The organism is Streptomyces sp. NPDC088915 (assembly GCF_044749825.1).
GTDB lineage: Bacteria > Actinomycetota > Actinomycetes > Streptomycetales > Streptomycetaceae > Streptomyces.
This window is the reverse complement of the sequence record NZ_JBIVIR010000007.1, coordinates 210,052-225,848: the sequence shown is the minus strand read 5'-3', so window position 1 is coordinate 225,848 and position 15,797 is coordinate 210,052. Positions and strand designations below refer to the sequence as shown.

The 15,797-nt window shown below is 72.9% G+C and carries 15 protein-coding genes and 1 pseudogene; 9 read left to right on the top strand and 7 right to left on the bottom strand.

What is annotated here, in order from left to right; translation table 11 throughout:
* Positions 1-83 precede the first annotated feature (83 nt).
* Complete coding sequence (locus ACIP5O_RS15525; RefSeq protein WP_401293237.1) at positions 84-953, top strand: LysR family transcriptional regulator; 870 nt, start codon at positions 84-86, stop codon at positions 951-953.
* 101 nt (positions 954-1,054) lie between these two features.
* Here ACIP5O_RS15525 and ACIP5O_RS15520 read toward each other — a convergent pair whose 3' ends face one another.
* Complete coding sequence (locus tag ACIP5O_RS15520; protein ID WP_401293234.1) at positions 1,055-3,850, bottom strand: FAD-binding and (Fe-S)-binding domain-containing protein; 2,796 nt, start codon at positions 3,848-3,850, stop codon at positions 1,055-1,057.
* Positions 3,851-3,901: 51 nt separating this feature from the next.
* Here ACIP5O_RS15520 and serC point away from each other — a divergent pair, with 51 nt between their 5' ends.
* Entirely contained in the window at positions 3,902-5,020 is a 1,119-nt protein-coding gene (serC, locus tag ACIP5O_RS15515) for a phosphoserine transaminase (RefSeq protein WP_401293232.1), read from the top strand.
* A 79-nt stretch (positions 5,021-5,099) separates the two neighbouring features.
* On the opposite strand, the gene ACIP5O_RS15510 is transcribed toward serC, so the two are convergent.
* Positions 5,100-6,101, bottom strand: coding sequence for a WD40 repeat domain-containing protein (locus tag ACIP5O_RS15510; RefSeq protein ID WP_401293230.1), 1,002 nt, complete (start codon positions 6,099-6,101; stop codon positions 5,100-5,102).
* A 70-nt stretch (positions 6,102-6,171) separates the two neighbouring features.
* On the opposite strand from ACIP5O_RS15510, the gene ACIP5O_RS15505 reads away from it, so the two are divergent.
* The 3 genes from ACIP5O_RS15505 to ACIP5O_RS15495 all read left to right on the top strand — a co-directional run bounded on the left by ACIP5O_RS15505 (position 6,172) and on the right by ACIP5O_RS15495 (position 8,629).
* A complete protein-coding gene (locus ACIP5O_RS15505) occupies positions 6,172-7,026 on the top strand; it encodes an alpha/beta fold hydrolase (protein WP_401293227.1) in 855 nt (284 codons plus the stop codon).
* 128 nt (positions 7,027-7,154) lie between these two features.
* Positions 7,155-7,865, top strand: coding sequence for a class I SAM-dependent methyltransferase (locus ACIP5O_RS15500; RefSeq protein ID WP_401293225.1), 711 nt, complete (start codon positions 7,155-7,157; stop codon positions 7,863-7,865).
* A 71-nt stretch (positions 7,866-7,936) separates the two neighbouring features.
* Positions 7,937-8,629 carry a GDSL-type esterase/lipase family protein gene (locus ACIP5O_RS15495; RefSeq protein ID WP_401293222.1) on the top strand — a complete coding sequence of 231 codons (693 nt, stop codon included), beginning with the start codon at positions 7,937-7,939 and terminating at the stop codon, positions 8,627-8,629.
* A gap of 103 nt (positions 8,630-8,732) precedes the next feature.
* On the opposite strand, the gene ACIP5O_RS15490 is transcribed toward ACIP5O_RS15495, so the two are convergent.
* On the bottom strand, positions 8,733-9,722 hold the full coding sequence (locus ACIP5O_RS15490; RefSeq protein ID WP_401293220.1) for an aldo/keto reductase: 990 nt from the start codon (positions 9,720-9,722) through the stop codon (positions 8,733-8,735).
* A 114-nt stretch (positions 9,723-9,836) separates the two neighbouring features.
* Here ACIP5O_RS15490 and ACIP5O_RS15485 point away from each other — a divergent pair.
* A pseudogene (locus ACIP5O_RS15485) lies at positions 9,837-10,131 on the top strand (N-acetyltransferase); the annotation flags it as partial.
* Positions 10,132-10,276: 145 nt separating this feature from the next.
* Here ACIP5O_RS15485 and thpR read toward each other — a convergent pair.
* Positions 10,277-10,849 carry an RNA 2',3'-cyclic phosphodiesterase gene (thpR, locus tag ACIP5O_RS15480; RefSeq protein WP_401293217.1) on the bottom strand — a complete coding sequence of 191 codons (573 nt, stop codon included), beginning with the start codon at positions 10,847-10,849 and terminating at the stop codon, positions 10,277-10,279.
* Positions 10,850-10,897: 48 nt separating this feature from the next.
* On the opposite strand from thpR, the gene ACIP5O_RS15475 reads away from it, so the two are divergent.
* Positions 10,898-11,398 (top strand): GNAT family N-acetyltransferase, encoded by a 501-nt coding sequence (locus ACIP5O_RS15475; protein ID WP_401293213.1) that lies wholly within the window; start codon positions 10,898-10,900, stop codon positions 11,396-11,398.
* Between the two features lie 185 nt (positions 11,399-11,583).
* Here ACIP5O_RS15475 and ACIP5O_RS15470 read toward each other — a convergent pair whose 3' ends face one another.
* Together ACIP5O_RS15470 and ACIP5O_RS15465 are read right to left on the bottom strand one after the other, a co-directional pair.
* Entirely contained in the window at positions 11,584-12,921 is a 1,338-nt protein-coding gene (locus tag ACIP5O_RS15470) for an MFS transporter (protein ID WP_401293211.1), read from the bottom strand.
* Between the two features lie 26 nt (positions 12,922-12,947).
* Positions 12,948-13,391: a MarR family transcriptional regulator gene (locus ACIP5O_RS15465; protein WP_356543218.1), complete on the bottom strand. Its 444-nt coding sequence runs from the start codon at positions 13,389-13,391 to the stop codon at positions 12,948-12,950.
* A gap of 295 nt (positions 13,392-13,686) precedes the next feature.
* Between ACIP5O_RS15465 and ACIP5O_RS15460 the strand changes: the two genes are divergently transcribed.
* Positions 13,687-13,941, top strand: a complete 255-nt coding sequence (locus ACIP5O_RS15460; RefSeq protein WP_401293208.1) for a hypothetical protein — start codon at positions 13,687-13,689, stop codon at positions 13,939-13,941.
* Here the strand turns inward: ACIP5O_RS15460 and ACIP5O_RS15455 are convergent.
* Positions 13,911-15,362: an NCS2 family permease gene (locus ACIP5O_RS15455; protein WP_388661808.1), complete on the bottom strand. Its 1,452-nt coding sequence runs from the start codon at positions 15,360-15,362 to the stop codon at positions 13,911-13,913. The two genes, ACIP5O_RS15460 and ACIP5O_RS15455, sit on opposite strands and share 31 nt — an antisense overlap.
* 155 nt (positions 15,363-15,517) lie before the next feature.
* On the opposite strand from ACIP5O_RS15455, the gene ACIP5O_RS15450 reads away from it, so the two are divergent.
* Positions 15,518-15,796 (top strand): DUF2530 domain-containing protein, encoded by a 279-nt coding sequence (locus ACIP5O_RS15450; RefSeq protein WP_401293205.1) that lies wholly within the window; start codon positions 15,518-15,520, stop codon positions 15,794-15,796.
* Position 15,797: the final 1 nt, after the last annotated feature.

The window sequence follows — 15,797 nt, the reverse complement described above, 5'->3', positions numbered from 1 at the left end:
GACCCGGCGCGGCACCACCTCACCGTACGGGCCCCCGCGCGGCAGCGGAAATGCCGATTGCGCTGCGTTTATGCTCCCGACGCATGAGCATCGAGCTGCGCCACCTCCGCTGCTTCCTCGCCATCGCCGAGGAGTCCGGCCTGACCAGGGCGGCCGCCCGGCTCCACCTCACCCAGCCCGCCGTCTCCCGCACGCTCGCCGCCCTGGAACGGCACCTCGGCATCCGGCTCGTCGACCGCTCCACCCACCACCTCGCCCTCACCGCCGAGGGCCTCGCCTTCCGGGACCGGGCCGCCGCCGCCCTCGCCGCCTTCGACGCGGCCGTCGACCCGGCCGGGCTGCGCCGCCGCCCCCTGCGCCTCGGGCACGCCTGGTCGGCGTTCGGCCCGTACACCACTCCCCTGCTCCGGCGCTGGCAGCGGGAGCACCCCGACACCCCGCTCGAACTCCTCCGCGTCGACGACCGCACCGCCGGGCTCGCCCGCGGCGAGGTCGACGCCGCCCTGCTCCGGGGCGCGGTGGACGCGCCCGGCCTGGTCACCGAGGAGCTCGCCACGGAGCCCCGGGTGGCCGCGCTGCCCGCCGACCACCCACTCGCCGGCCGGTCGCGGCTCGCGCTCGGCGACCTGGCGGGCGAGACGGTCGTCCTCAACACCGTCTCCGGCACGACCACCCTCACCCTGTGGCCCGCCGCCGGCCGCCCGGCGGCCACGCTGACCGTCGCCAACACCGACGACTGGCTCACCGCCATCGCCGCCGGCCGGGGCGTCGGCGTCTCCTCCGCCTCCACGGCCGCCCTCCACCCGTACCCCGGCGTCGTCTACCGCCCCCTGCCGGACGCGCCCCCGCTCCCGGTCGTCCTGGCCTGGCGGGACGCCTTCCCGCACCCGGCGACGGAGGCGCTGGCGGCGCTGGCCCGCGAGATCGTCACGGAGAACCGTACGAGTTCCTGAACCTCCGGTACGGGTCCTGCCTTACGGGTCCTGCCTTACGGGCCCTGCCTTACGGGCCCTGCCTTACGGGCCCTGCCTTACGGGACCGCCCGCCCACCCGCTCACCGCGCCGCCTCCTCCACCCCCTCCGCGAGCAGCTCCGCCAGGTGCCGTCCCCGCCCGCCCGTCAGGTCGGCGATCTGGGTACGGCAGGAGAAGCCGTCCGCCAGGACCTCGGCCTCCGGGGGCGCGTCCCGCAGGGACGGCAGGAGCTGGTCCTCGGCGCAGGCCACCGAGACCTCGTAGTGGCCCGGTTCGAAGCCGAAGTTGCCCGCCAGGCCGCAGCAGCCGCCCGCCAGGTCGCCGGTGAGGCCCGCGCGGGCGCGCAGCCGCCGGTCGGCGGCGTCGCCCAGGACGGCGTGCTGGTGGCAGTGGGTCTGGCCGGTGACCGGACGGTCGAGACGGGGCGGCGTCCAGTCGGGGGCCAGCTCCTCCAGGGCCTCGGCGAAGGTGCGGACGGAGGCGGCGAGACGCGCGGCCCGGGGGTCGTCCGGCAGCAGCTCGGGCAGGTCGGTGCGGAGGGTCGCCGCGCAGGAGGGTTCGAGGACCACCACAGGGGGGCCGTCCCCGGACGGAACCATCACGTCCAGCGTCCTCCGCATCACCCTCCTCGCCGCCCCCAACTGCCCCGTCGACACGTACGTGAGCCCGCAGCACACCCGCCCCTCCGGCAGCGCCACCCCCAGGCCCGCGTCCTCCAGGACCCGGACCGCCGCCCGGCCGACCTCCGGGGACAGGTGGTCGGTGAAGGTGTCGGGCCAGAGGGTCAGGGCCGGCGGGCGGCCCGAGGCGCGTTCGGCGAACCAGGACGTGAACGACGCCTCCGCCACCCTCGGCATCGTCCGCTCCGGCGTCACCCCCGCGAGCCGCGCCGCGAACGGCAGCCGCAGCCCCGCGTTCAGGCCCCGCCCGAACAGGTCCAGCCAGTGCGGGAGCCGCCCCATCGTCCAGTGCGAGCGCGGCCGGCGGAGCAGGCCGCGCAGGCCCGCGTAATGCCGGTCCAGGAACTCCGCCTTGTACGCGGCCATGTCGACGCCCACCGGGCAGTCGCTGCGGCAGCCCTTGCAGGACAGGCACAGGTCGAGCGCCTCGCGGACCTCCTCCGAGCGCCAGCCGTCGGTGATCACCTCCCCGATCGCCATCTCGTGCAGCAGCCGCGCCCGCCCCCGGGTCGAGTGCCGCTCCTCCCCCGTCGCCCGGTAGGAGGGGCACATCACGCCGGGGCCCGGACTCGGGCCCTCCACCCGGCACTTGGCGACCCCGACGCACCGGGCCGCCGCCCGCCCCACCTCCGCGAGCGGAAGTTCCGCCCCCGAAAGCCCCGTCCCCGAAAGCCCCCCGAACCGCAGCCCCTCGTCCAGCCGCCCCGGCCGGACCAGCATCCCCGGGTTCAGGCCCCCGTCCGGGTCCCACACGTCCTTGACCGCGCCGAAGAGCCCGACCAACTCCTCCCCGTACATCCTCGGGAGCAGTTCGGCCCGCGCCCGTCCGTCGCCGTGTTCGCCGGAGAGCGAGCCGCCGTGGGCGACCACCAGGTCGGCCACCGCCTCCGAGAAGCGGCGGAAGTGCCGTACCCCCTCCTCCGTCCACAGGTCGAAGTCGATCCGGACGTGGACGCAGCCGTCCCCGAAGTGCCCGTACGGGATCCCCCGGAGGCCGAAGTCGGCCAGGAGGGCGCGGAACTCGCGCAGGTACGCGCCGAGCCGCGCCGGCGGCACCGCGCAGTCCTCCCAGCCCGGCCACGCCTCACCCCCGTCGAGCGCCCGGGTCGCCGTCCCCGCCGCGTCCTCCCGGATCCGCCACAGCGCCCGCTGCCCGGCCGGGTCCCGTACGACGGCGGAGTCCAGCGCGTCCGCCGCCCGGACCAGCCGCCGTGCCGCGTCCGGCCCGTCCACCTCCACGAACAGCCACGCCCCGCCCCGGGGCAGCCCGACGGCGTCCGGTACGAGGTCGAGGGCCATCCCCTCCACCGTCAGCGGCCCCCACTCCAGGAGCCCCGGCGCCGCGTCCGCCGCCGCACCCTCGTCCGCGTACCCGAGCACCACCAGTACGGGTTCGGCGGGCAGCGGCACGAGCCGCACGGTCGCCTCCGTGATCACCCCGAGCGTGCCCTCGCTGCCGCAGAAGGAGCGGACCACGTCCCTCCCCCGCTCCGGGAGCAGCGCGTCGAGGGCGTACCCGGAGATCCGGCGCGGGAGCCCCTGCGGGTAACCGGTCCGCAGCAGGGCGAGGTTCCCGTCCACCAGCTCCCGCAGTCCGGGCGGCGCGCCCCGCCCCTCCCGCCCGAGCGTCAACTCCGCGCCCCGGTAGGTCACCACTTCCAGCGAGCGCACGTTGTCCGCCGTGGTGCCCCACGCGACCGAGTGCGCCCCGCACGCGTTGTTGCCGATCATCCCGCCGAGCGTGCAGCGGCCGTGCGTGGACGGATCGGGGCCGAAGGTCAGCCCGTACGGGCGGGCCGCCGCCCGCAGCCGGTCGAGGACGAGTCCCGGTCCGACGACCGCCGTCCGCCCCTCCGGGTCCAGGGAGACGATCCCGCCCATGTGCCGTGTGAGGTCGAGCACGACGCCCGTGCCCGTGGCCTGCCCGCCGATGGACGTCCCGCCGCCCCGGGCGACCACGGGCGCGCCGTGCGCCCGGCACACCTCCAGGGCCGCCGCGACGTCGGCGGCGTCGCGCGGGGCGACCGTACCGACCGGAACGCGGCGGTAGTTGGAGGCGTCCATGGTGGTCAGGGCCCTGGCCGCGGCGGAGAAGTCGACCTCTCCGGCGACGGCCGAACGCAGGGCGGCGGCGAGCTCAAACGCGTGTTCCTGGTGTGTTCCCACAACCCCAGGATGTCCCGTCCCCCGTCTCATCGGGCGGACATCCGGCGACCGGCCCCTCCGCGACCCGATACCCTCCGCCTCGTGGCTGATATCCAGATTCCCGCTGACATCAAGCCCGCCGACGGCCGTTTCGGCGCGGGCCCCTCCAAGGTGCGTACGGAGGCGCTGGACGCCCTGGCCGCCACCGGCACCTCCCTCCTCGGCACGTCCCACCGCCAGGCTCCGGTCAAGAACCTGGTCGGCGAGGTGCGTACCGGCATCCGTGACCTCTTCTCGCTGCCCGAGGGCTACGAGGTGATCCTGGGCAACGGCGGCTCCACCGCCTTCTGGGACGTCGCGACCCACGGACTGATCGAGAACAGGTCCCAGCACCTCACCTTCGGCGAGTTCTCCTCCAAGTTCGCGAAGGCCGCCAAGCTGGCTCCCTGGCTGGCCGACCCGAGCGTGATCTCCTCCGACCCGGGCACCCACCCGGAGCCGGTGGCCGAGGCGGGCGTCGACGTCTACGCGTACACCCACAACGAGACCTCCACCGGTGTCGCCGCCCCGATCAAGCGGGTCGCGGGCGCCGACGAGGGCGCGCTCGTCCTGGTGGACGCGACCTCCGGCGCGGGCGGCCTGCCCGTCGACATCACCGAGTCGGACGTCTACTACTTCGCCCCGCAGAAGTCCTTCGCGGCCGACGGCGGCCTGTGGCTGGCGGCGTTCTCGCCCGCCGCCCTGGAGCGCGCGCAGAGGATCCACGACTCCGGCCGGCACGTCCCGGAGTTCTTCTCGCTGCCGACGGCGATCGACAACTCGCTGAAGAACCAGACGTACAACACCCCGGCGCTCTCGACCCTCTTCCTGCTCAACGAGCAGCTCAAGTGGATCAACGGCCAGGGCGGTCTGGACTGGGCCGTGGCGCGCACGAAGGAGTCGTCGGACGCGCTGTACACGTGGGCCGAGGAGTCCAAGTACGCCTCGCCGTTCGTGACGGACGCGGCGAAGCGCTCGCAGGTCATCGGCACGATCGACTTCGCGGACGAGATCGACGCGGCGGCGGTCGCGAAGGTCCTGCGCGCCAACGGCATCGTGGACACCGAGCCGTACCGCAAGCTGGGCCGCAACCAGCTGCGGATCGCGATGTTCCCGGCGATCGACCCGGCGGACGTGCGGGCCCTGACGGCCTGCGTGGACTACGTGATCGAGAAGCTGTAACTCCCCCTTTCCGTACGGAGGGCCCGTCGCCGCGCTCGCGGTGCCGGGCCCTCCTGCGTGCGTACGCCGCGCACGGACGTCACTTGCGGCGCACGAGCCGCTTCCCCGCCACCACCAGGAGCGTGGCGCCCGCGAGGACGAGGAAGCCGACGGTGACGCTGCCCCGCTCGCCGCCGCCCGGGGCGGCGGACGGGGAGGCCGGGGCGCCGGGGGTGGCCGTGCCGCCGGCCGGGGGCTTCGTGTCCCGGCCGGCGCCGCCCGACGGCGGGTCCACGCGCAGGACGCGGCTGTTCTTCCCCTCCGAGCCGAACATGAGGGCCGAGCCGTCGGCCGTGTACGTCACCGACTCCGCCTGCCCCTGGAAGGGCACCCCCACGGACGTCCCCTCGTCGCCGAGGCGCCCGTCCTTCCAGGCGTACTCCTGGGCGGCGAAGTAACCGCGCAGGACGAGCCGGCCGCCGTCCGGCGAGAAGGCGCCGTCGGTCACCCAGGGCACCTCGTCCACGCGCCGGAAGACGTTCGTCCCGGACGCGGAGAGCCGCTCGGGCCCCGCGTACAGACCGCCGCCGTCCTCGTTCTTGCTCGCGATGTACACCCGGCCGGTCTTCGGGTGGACCATCAGGGCCTCGGCGTTGCGCGGCCCGTCGGCGTACTTCACGACGTACTGCTCCGCCGCCACCTTCTGGTCCTTCAGGACCTTCGGCTCGGGGAAGCGGTAGATCCAGACGTGGTCCCAGGAGCCGTCGAGGTTGTCGCCGACGTCCCCGACGTAGACGTCCCCGTCGGGGCCGACGGAGATCGCCTCCATGTCGCGGGGGGTGCCGATCCCCTCCATGGTCAGGGTCGCGACGGTCTCTCCCGTACGGGAGTCGACGCCGTAGATCAGGGGCGCGTCCTGGTCGTTGTGCGTCCAGTAGATCCCGGGGTGGGCGCGGCTCGCGGCGAGGCCGCTGGACTCGGTGATCCGGGTGTCCCGGATCGTGAAGTCCCGGTCGGGCTCCGGCCCTTCGGCACGGGCGTGAGCGGCCGGGAGCAGCACCAGGGCCGCCGCCGCGCCGAGGGCGCACAGAGCAGATCGCATGCGTCCAAGCCTGCCACGGAGCGGCGGCGACCCGTTGACCATGATCGGTTTCACTGTCATGGTCGCGCCCATGCCTACTTTCCTCGCGCCCGACGGCACGGAACTCACCTACCACGACTCCGGCTCCGGCTCCGGCTCCGGGGCCCCGCTCCTCTGCCTCCCCGGCGGCCCCATGCAGGACTCCGCCTATCTGGGCGACCTCGGCGGCCTCACGACCCATCGCCGCCTGATCCGGCTCGACCTGCGGGGCACGGGGGCGTCGGCGGTGCCGGACGACCCGGCCTCGTACCGCTGCGACCGGCAGGTGGAGGACGTGGAGGCGCTGCGGGCGCACCTCGGCCTCGACGCCGTCGACGTGCTCGGACACTCGGCGGGCGCGAACCTGGCGGCGCTGTACGTGACCCGGCACCCCGCGCGCGTGGCCCGCCTGGTGCTCGTCACGCCCGGCACGGCGGCGGTGGCGCTGGACACGCCCCCGGAGGAGCGGCTCGCGACGGCACGGCTGCGGAGTGGGGAGCCGTGGTTCGGCCCGGCGTACGCGGCCCTGGAGGAGGTCACGGCGGGGCGGGGCACGGCGGGGGCGTTCGGGGCGGTCGCGCCGTTCCTCCACGGCACCTGGGACGGGGCCGCGCGGGAACGGCACACCGAGAGCGCCCGGCAGCGCAACGGCGGGGCCGCTGCGGCCTACGGGGGCGAGGGCGCCTTCGACCCGCCCGCCACGCGCGCGGTGCTCGCGGAGTTCGACCGCCCGGTCCTGGTGGTGGCGGGCGAGGGCGACGTGAACACCCCGCCACCGACGGCCGCCGCGTACGCGGCCCTGTTCCCGAAGGCGGAGCTGACCGTACTGCCCGGGGCGGGCCACTTCCCGTGGCACGACGACGCGGAGGGCTTCACGGAAACGGTGAACGGCTTCCTGGTCTCCTGAGGCTCTCGCGGGCCCCGTCTCCGCGTGCGTGCCCCCTCCTTTGCCGTCTCCGCGTGCGCGTGCCCCCTCCTTTGCCGTTTCCGCAACAGGACTGGCCCGACGCGCGGGCGCTGCGCGACGGTGGGGCCATGGCAGACGACACCGCAGCAGAAGCCCTCCCCTCCCTCACCGGCTCCTCCGCCGAGCCCTTCACCGACGGCTACGTCGGCGACCCCGCCGTGCGCGACGAGTGGGACAACCGCTACTCCGAGCGCCACCGGCTCTGGAGCGGGCAGCCCAACGGCGCGCTCGTCGCCGAGGTCGCCGACCTCGCCCCCGGGCGCGCGCTCGACGTCGGCTGCGGCGAGGGCGCGGACGCCATCTGGCTCGCCCGCGCCGGCTGGGACGTCACCGCCCTGGAGGTCTCGGGGGTGGCCCTCGCCCGGGCCGCCGCCCACGCGCGGGACGCCGGCGCCGACGTCCGCTGGGTGCACGCCGGGCTGGCCGAGGCGGCGCTCCCGCCCGCCTCCTTCGACCTGGTCTCCGCGCAGTACCCGGCGCTGCTCCGCACGCCGGACGCGGCGGCCGAGCACGCCCTGCTCGCCGCCGTCGCGCCCGGCGGCGTCCTCCTGCTCGTCCACCACGCGGGCATGGAAGAGCACCACCCCGACCACCACACCGAGCCGCAGGACAACGCCTTCGACCCCGCCGCCTACGTCTGGCCCTCGATGGTCGCCGCGCTCCTCGGCGACGACTGGCGGATCGAGGTGGACGAGGAGCGACCCCGCGTGGTGCCCGAGGGCGGCGCGGGCGCCCACCACACCGACGACGTGGTCCTGCGGGCCCGCCGCCTGCGCTGACACAGGGGCACCCCCCAGGGGGTGCCCCGGATCACAACGGGCTCCGCCACCCGATCCGCGATGATGTGACCATGCGTTTTCTGTTCGTCGGCGACAGCATGACCATCGGACGCGCCGGCGACTGGACCTGGCGCTACCGGATGTGGCAGCACCTGGAGGCCACGCTTCCGGGCGGGTACGAGATCGTCGGCCCCCGCACGGGCCTGTACGACCCGGAGGCCCCGGACGGCCCCCACGACGGCGAGGCGTACGCGGCGCCGGACTTCCCCGCGCCCGCCCGCCGTCACCTGGCCGGCTGGGGCGAGGGCTGGCTGCACATGGCGCCGGTGATCGGGGAGGCGGTCGCGGCGACCGGAGCGGACGTGCTCCTCGTCTCCCTCGGCCTGATCGACCTGGGCTTCTACACGAACAGCGACCAGACGGACGAGAACGTCCGGGCCTTCGTCGGGGCCGCCCGCGCGGCGAACCCGCGCGTCCGGGCGGTCCTCCTCCCGGTCATCCCGAACGTCCGGGCCACGTACGACGCCCCCTTCGCCGCCGAGTGCGCCCGCTTCAACGACCTCCTCGCGAAGGCCGTGGCCGACCTGGACACCCCCGCCTCCCCGCTGCTCCTGGGGACGGTCCCGGAGTCGTACGCCCTCCCCGCCGACACCTACGACGGCACCCACCCGGGCCCCACCGGCGAACACAAGCTGGCGGCGGCCTTCGCGGACGCGATGCACCAGGCGTGGACCCTGGGCGGCCCGTACACGCCGGGCCCCTGACGCCCGCCCGCACGAGGTGACCGGCACGATCACCGCCACCGCGCGGCCCCGGGGCGTCGACCCCGGGACCGCGCGGTGGGAGTGAGCCCGGTCCCCTACGGGATCACCAGGCGAAGGCCTCCGGGGAGGGCCCGGGGCCGGGGAAGATCTCGTCGAGCGCGGACAGGAGCTCCTCGCCCAGCTCGACCTCCAGGGCGCGCAGGGCGCCCGCGAGCTGCTCGGGCGTGCGCGGGCCGACAATCGGGCCGGTCACGCCCGGGCGGGTGAGCAGCCAGGCCAGACCCACCTCGCCCGGCTCCAGACCGTGCTTGTCGAGCAGGTCCTCGTAGGCCTGGAGCTGCGCCCGGGAGGCGGGGTCGGCGAGCGTGGCCGCCGCGCGTCCCTCCGTACGCCGCTTGCCCTCGGCCTCCTTCTTCAGGACCCCGCCGAGCAGACCGCCGTGCAGCGGCGACCAGGGGATGACCCCGAGTCCGTACTCCTGCGCGGCCGGGATCACCTCCATCTCGGCACGCCGCTCGAAGAGGTTGTAGAGGCACTGCTCACTGACCAGCCCGACCGCTCCCCGCCGGGCGGCGATCTCATTGGCCTGGGCGATCTTGTAGCCGGGGAAGTTGGAGGACCCCGCGTACAGGATCTTCCCCTGCTGGATGAGCACGTCGACGGCCTGCCAGATCTCCTCGAAGGGAGTGGCGCGGTCGACGTGGTGGAACTGGTAGAGATCGATGTAGTCGGTCCCGAGCCGCTTGAGGCTGCCCTCGACCGCCCGCCGGATGTTGAGGGCGGACAGCTTGTCGTGGTTGGGCCACGCCTCGCCGTCGGCGCCCATGTTCCCGTACACCTTGGTGGCGAGGACGGTGCGGTCACGGCGACCGCCGCCCTTGGCGAACCAGGAGCCGACGATCTCCTCCGTCCGCCCCTTGTTCTCACCCCACCCGTACACATTCGCGGTGTCGAAGAAATTGAGCCCCGCGTCCAGCGCCGCGTCCATGATCGTGTGACTGGTGGCTTCGTCGGTCTGAGGTCCGAAGTTCATCGTGCCGAGGACGAGTCGGCTGACCTTGAGTCCGGTGCGTCCGAGCTGCGTGTACTCCATGGGTCACCAGCCAACTGCTTCGAGTGCGCTCGAAGCAAGAGCGGCCCGCACGAGCGGATCCGGATCGAGTGCCCGTGCGAGGACCGCACCGTGAACGACCTGCGCTTCCGCCCCGCCGAGGCCGGCGGCCGCGCGGTCGGGGCGTGGGAACTGTGATGGCCGGCTACGTCCACCGCCTGATGGTGGACCGCACCCACGCCCGGCCGGGGACGGGACGGCTCCTGCTGAGCGCCGCACGACCACGACGGGACGGACGCTCGTACGCCTGGACTGCCCGGCTGGCAACACACGCCTGGACGCCGGTTACCGGCCCGTCGGCCACAAGACGGGCAAACCGCAGCCGGGCGGCCCACCCAAGTCGTTCACCCTCCTGGAGAAGACCTGCGGGCCGGCCGCAGAGGCGCAATGACCTTCAGGACGAGCTCGCCCCCTGTCACTCCCCATGTGACTGCGGACTACTGACCGACCACCGACGCCACCGCGACAATGGCGAACATCAGTACGAGCACACCGGCCATGATCCGGTTACGAGTCTTCGGGTCCACCCTTCGAGGTTAACCCGCCCGGCCCCCGCCCAGGGGCCACCCCCCGACCCGCTCGTACCGGGGCCGCTCCCCCCGCACCCCGCTCATCGGCAGGTGCGACCGCACGAGCGCCAGCTCGGTCACCTCCCACCGGCCGCCCTCGAACCCGTCGAGCACCTCCAGGAAGGGCCCCGCGTCCACCCCGTCCCCCCGGCCGACGGTCAGGTGGGCCCGGTACCGGCGGTGTTCCTCCCCCGCGATCCCGGCCCGGCGCGCGGCCGCGTCGGACCGCTCGGCGAGGAGCCGCAGCGCGTCCAGGTCCCCGGCGACCCCGGCCCACAGCGCCCGCCGCCCGAAGTGCCCGCCCCCGCGGAGCCGCAGGGGGAACGGGGAGGTACGGGACGCGGCCCGTTCGAGCCGCACGCGCAGCTCGGGCAGCAACGCCTCCTCCACCTCCCCCATGAAGGCGAGCGTGAGGTGCCACCCGGGCCGCGAGGTCCAGCGCATCCCGCCGGCCCCCGGGAGCCGGTGCAGCCGGTCCACGACCTGCCCGAGCTCGTCCAACCGCTCCGGGGGCGGCAGAACGGCGGCGAAGAGCCTCATGAGAAGAGTCTGACAGGCCACGAAAACCGTACGACTACTCTCAACCCCATGAAGATCCGTAAGGGCGGGCCCGAAGACATACCCGCGGCACTCGCCATCCTGGACAGCGCCGTCGAGTGGCTCAACGCCAAGGGGATCACCGCCCAGTGGGGCACGGAACCCTTCACCACACGCCCCGCCGCCGTACGCCAGGTCGAAGAGACGGTGGCCGAGGGCGACCTCTGGATGGCGGAGATCGACGACGTACCGGCGGGCACGATGACCCTGACCCCCCACCCGGGCAAGCACGTACCCCCGGCAGACGAACCGGAGGTCTACGTACGCCTCCTGGCAACCGACGCCCGCTTCCACCACCACAACGTAGGAGCGGCCCTCCTCGCCCACGCCACGGCAGAAACCCGCCGCAAGAACGTCCCCCTCCTCCGGGTGGACTGCTTCGCGGGCAGCGAGGGCCGCCTGATCGCGTACTACGAGAAGCAGGGCTTCACCCGCACGGACACCTTCGCGGTGGGCGACTGGCAGGGCCAGATCCTGGAGCAGCGGGTCTGACGACGACGTACGGGAGGGGCCGGGGCCGGAGCGGGGGAGGTGGTGTCCGGGCGTAAAAGCGTCTTGAACCCGCGAAGCGTGGTGAGACGCAGCCCGGACACCACCTCCCCCGCGGAGGCCCCGGCCCCGTCACCCACACCCCCCGCCCGAGGCCCCGGCCCCGTCACCCGCACTCCCCACGAGAACTACGCCGCAGTGGTCAGACGCTCCCGCGCCACGAACCGAACCTGCGGATGCCCCCGCCGCCACCCGACGGCGACCTTGAGCCCCCCGACCCGAGCGAGCACAAGCCCGACCACAACGGCAGCGGCAAGCGAGATCAACCCACCCACGGCGAACCCGACCCGAGCGCCATGGACATCGGTGACCCACCCGAGCAGCGGAGCACCGATCGGCGTCCCCCCGGCGAAGACCATCATGTAGAGGCTCATCACCCGCCCCCGCATCGCGGGATCCGTGGCCATCTGCACGGCGGAGTTGGCGGTGACGTTGACCGTGAGCCCGATCATGCCGATCGGCACGAGCAGCAGCGCGAACAGCCAGAACGCCGGCGACAGGGCCGCGACGACCTCCAGCACGCCGAAGACGCCCGCCGCGATCACGAGCATCCGCAGCCGGGTGGACCCGCGCCGGGCCGCAGCGAGGGCGCCCACGAGCGACCCGGCGGCCATCAAGGTGTTGAGGAACCCGTACGTACCGGCCCCCACATGGAAAACCCCATCGGCAAAGGCGGTGAGCCAGATCGGAAAGTTGAACCCGAACGTCCCGATGAAGCCGACCAGCACGATGGGCCACACCAGATCGGGCCGCCCGGCCACGTACCGCAGCCCCTCCCGGAGCTGCCCCTTCCCCCGCGGAACGCGCTCCACCTTGTGGAGCTCACCGGTCCGCATGAGCGACAGACTCACGATCGGCGCGACGAAGGAAAGACCGTTCAGCAGAAAGGCCCACCCGCTCCCGACCCCGGCGATGAGGACACCGGCGACGGCGGGCCCGACGAGCCGGGCGGACTGGAAGTTGGCGGAGTTCAGGGAGACGGCGTTACGGAGCTGCTCGGGCCCGACCATCTCGGACACGAAGGACTGCCGCGCCGGATTGTCGACGACGGTGACCATGCCCAGCAGAAAAGCGATCAGGTACACGTGCCAGACCTGAACGTGCCCGGAAAGGGTGAGCGCAGCGAGCGCGACCCCGCACAGCCCGAGGGCCGCCTGGCTGACGAGAAGGAGCTGCCGCTTCGGGTACCGGTCGGCGACGACGCCGCCGTACAGGCCGAAGAGCAGCATCGGCAGGAACTGGAGGGCCGTCGTGACGCCGACGGCGGCGGCCGAGCCGGTGAGGCTCAGGACCAGCCAGTCCTGGGTGATCCGGGCCATCCACGTACCGGTGTTGGAGACGATCGCTCCGGTGAAGAACAGCCGGTAGTTCCGGATCCTGAGCGAGGAGAAGGTCCCCCCGCCCCGACGGGTGTAGGTATCGGGTTTGTGGACGGGTGCGGAGTCTGCTCCGGGTCCCGTACTCAAAGTGCGTCGCCTCCTCGGCTCGGGGTCTACAGGTGCGCGAGCTTCTCCAGGACGGGGGCGGCCGCGCGCAGCTTGGCCCACTCGTCCTCGTCCAGACCCTCGGCGAGCGCGGCCAGCCAGGCGTTCCGCTTGCGGCGGGACTCCTCGAGCATGGCCTCGGCCTGCTCGGTCTGGCTGACCACCTTCTGCCGGCGGTCGTCGGGGTGCGGCTCCAGCCGGACCAGTCCCTTGGCTTCGAGCAGCGCGACGATGCGGGTCATCGAGGGCGGCTGGACGTGCTCCTTGCGGGCCAGCTCGCCGGGGGTCGCGGAGCCGCAGAGCGACAGGGTGCCGAGCACCGACATCTCGGTGGGGCTCAGCGACTCGTCGACGCGCTGGTGCTTGAGGCGTCGGCCCAGCCGCATGACGGAGGAGCGGAGCGCGTTCACGGCCGCGGTGTCGTCGGCGGTGCCGTGGGACAGGTCAGGCATGTTCGTTAGCATAACTCATTACTCTCCCTAAATACCACCGGAAACCCACGGACGTCGCACGCATCACACGCCGCACTCCCGCGCGTACCCCTGCACACCCACCCACGCACGCACGCACGCCCACCCACGCACGCACGCCCGCCCACTCACGCACACCCGCCCGCGCGCACGCGCACCCGCACGCGACAACACACACCGACACAGATCACGCTTCGGCATCCATGTATCACCCAAACGAGTGAGTCAGATCCAGAAAGTGACGCAAAGAAGCACCGGCTGCCCCGACCCTGACGGCATGGGATCGACAGTGCTCAGCCTGCGCATCGACGGTGAGCTGCTCGACCGGCTCAGGAGTCACGCCGCGAAAAGAGGAATGAGCGTCCAGGACTACGTGGCCCGGACGCTCATTCGCGAGGATTTCGACGAGCGGTTCAAGACCGCCGTCGACGAGACGGAGAAGTTCTACGGCGCGGAGGGGGCGGAGGGGGAATCACCGCAGGCCCCCGCCCCGCCCCGGGATCACGTGAGGCCGAGCGCCGGCATCGCGTAGTAGAAGACGAAGACCGCCGACACGACGTACATGGCCACCGGGACCTCACGGCCCCGGCCGGCCGCGAGGCGCAGCACGCTGAAGGCGATGAAGCCGATGCCGATGCCGTTCGTGATCGAGTACGTGAAGGGCATCATCACCATGGCCAGGAACGCCGGCACCGCGATGGTGAAGTCGCTCCAGTCGATGTCCCTGACCGAACCGGCCATGATCAGGAAGCCGACCGCGAGCAGCGCGGGGGTGGCGGCCTGGGACGGGACCATCGTGGCCAGCGGCGTGAGGAACAGCGCCACGGAGAAGAGGCCGCCGGTGACGACCGAGGCGAGGCCGGTCCTGGCCCCCTCGCCGACGCCCGCCGTGGACTCCACGAAGCAGGTGGTGGCGGAGGAGGAGGTCGCGCCGCCGGAGGCGACGGCCAGGCCGTCGACGAGGAGGACCTTGTTGATGCCGGGGAAGTTGCCGTCCTTGTCCGTCAGCTTGGCCTCGTCGCCGACGCCGAGGATCGTGCCCATGGCGTCGAAGAAGCAGGACAGCAGCACGGTGAAGACGAAGAGGACGCCGGTCAGGACGCCGACCTTGTGGAAGCCGCCGAAGAGGCTGAACTGCCCGAAGAGGCCGAAGTCGGGCGAGGCGACCGGGTTGCCGGGCCACTCCGGGGTGGTCAGGCCCCAGGACGGGACGTCGGCGACCGCGTTGATCACCATGGCGACGATCGTCATGACGACGATCGAGATGAGGATGGCGCCGGGGACCTTGCGGACGATCAGCGCGAGGGTGAGCAGCACGCCCAGGGCGAAGACGAGGACCGGCCAGCCGGTGAGGTGACCGTCGCCGCCGAGCTGGAGCGGGACGGTGGTGTGGGCGGCGTCGGGGATGCGGGAGACGAAGCCCGAGTCGACGAGGCCGATCAGCAGGATGAAGAGGCCGATGCCGATCGCGATGCCCTTGCGGAGACCGGCCGGGACGGCGCTCATCACGCGCTCGCGCAGTCCGGTCGCGACGAGCAGCATCACGACGATGCCGGCGAGGACGACCATGCCCATGGCGTCGGGCCAGGACATCCGGGGCGCGAGCTGGAGCGCGACGACTGTGTTGACGCCGAGGCCGGCGGCGAGGGCGATCGGCACGTTGCCGACGACGCCCATGAGGAGGGTCGTGAACGCCGCCGTGAGGACGGTGGCGGTGACGAGCTGGCCGCTGTCGAGCTGGTGCCCGTACATGTCCTTGGCGCTGCCGAGGATGATCGGGTTCAGCACGATGATGTAGGCCATCGCGAAGAAGGTGGCGAAGCCGCCCCGGACCTCGCGGGCGACGGTCGAGCCGCGCTCGGAGATCTTGAAGTAGCGGTCGAGTCCGGAGGTCGGTTCGGGGGAACCGGACGGCTCGGGGGAAGGGGCCTTGGCGGTGGCCGTGGTGCTCATGGGAATCCTCGTAGGAGAGTGTCCGTTTTGGCGGTTCATACGAAGGAAACCCGCCACAGGCAAACCGTTTCAGTATGAACACATGAACGAGCGGGAGTCCATCTCCGCGCGTAGACATGAATTTCGGCCATTCGGACGCCACCTAGACTGAGCCCATGGCGAAGTGGACACCGAAGCACGAGGCACCCGAGCCCCTGGAAGGGCCCGTCGTCGCCACCATCACCGGCGGAACGATCCTCTGGTTCGTCCTCTTCCTCGTCCAGCTCCCCTTCTACGGCTGGTTCGACGACCGGGACCTGACCTGGTGGGTGTGGACCTGCCTGGCCGGTGCGGGCCTCGGACTGATCGGCATCTGGTACGTGCGGAAGCGCGACGCTGCGCTCGAGCGGCACGCGGCGGCGACGCGGGAGGCCGGGGAGCGACAGGCGCCGTAGC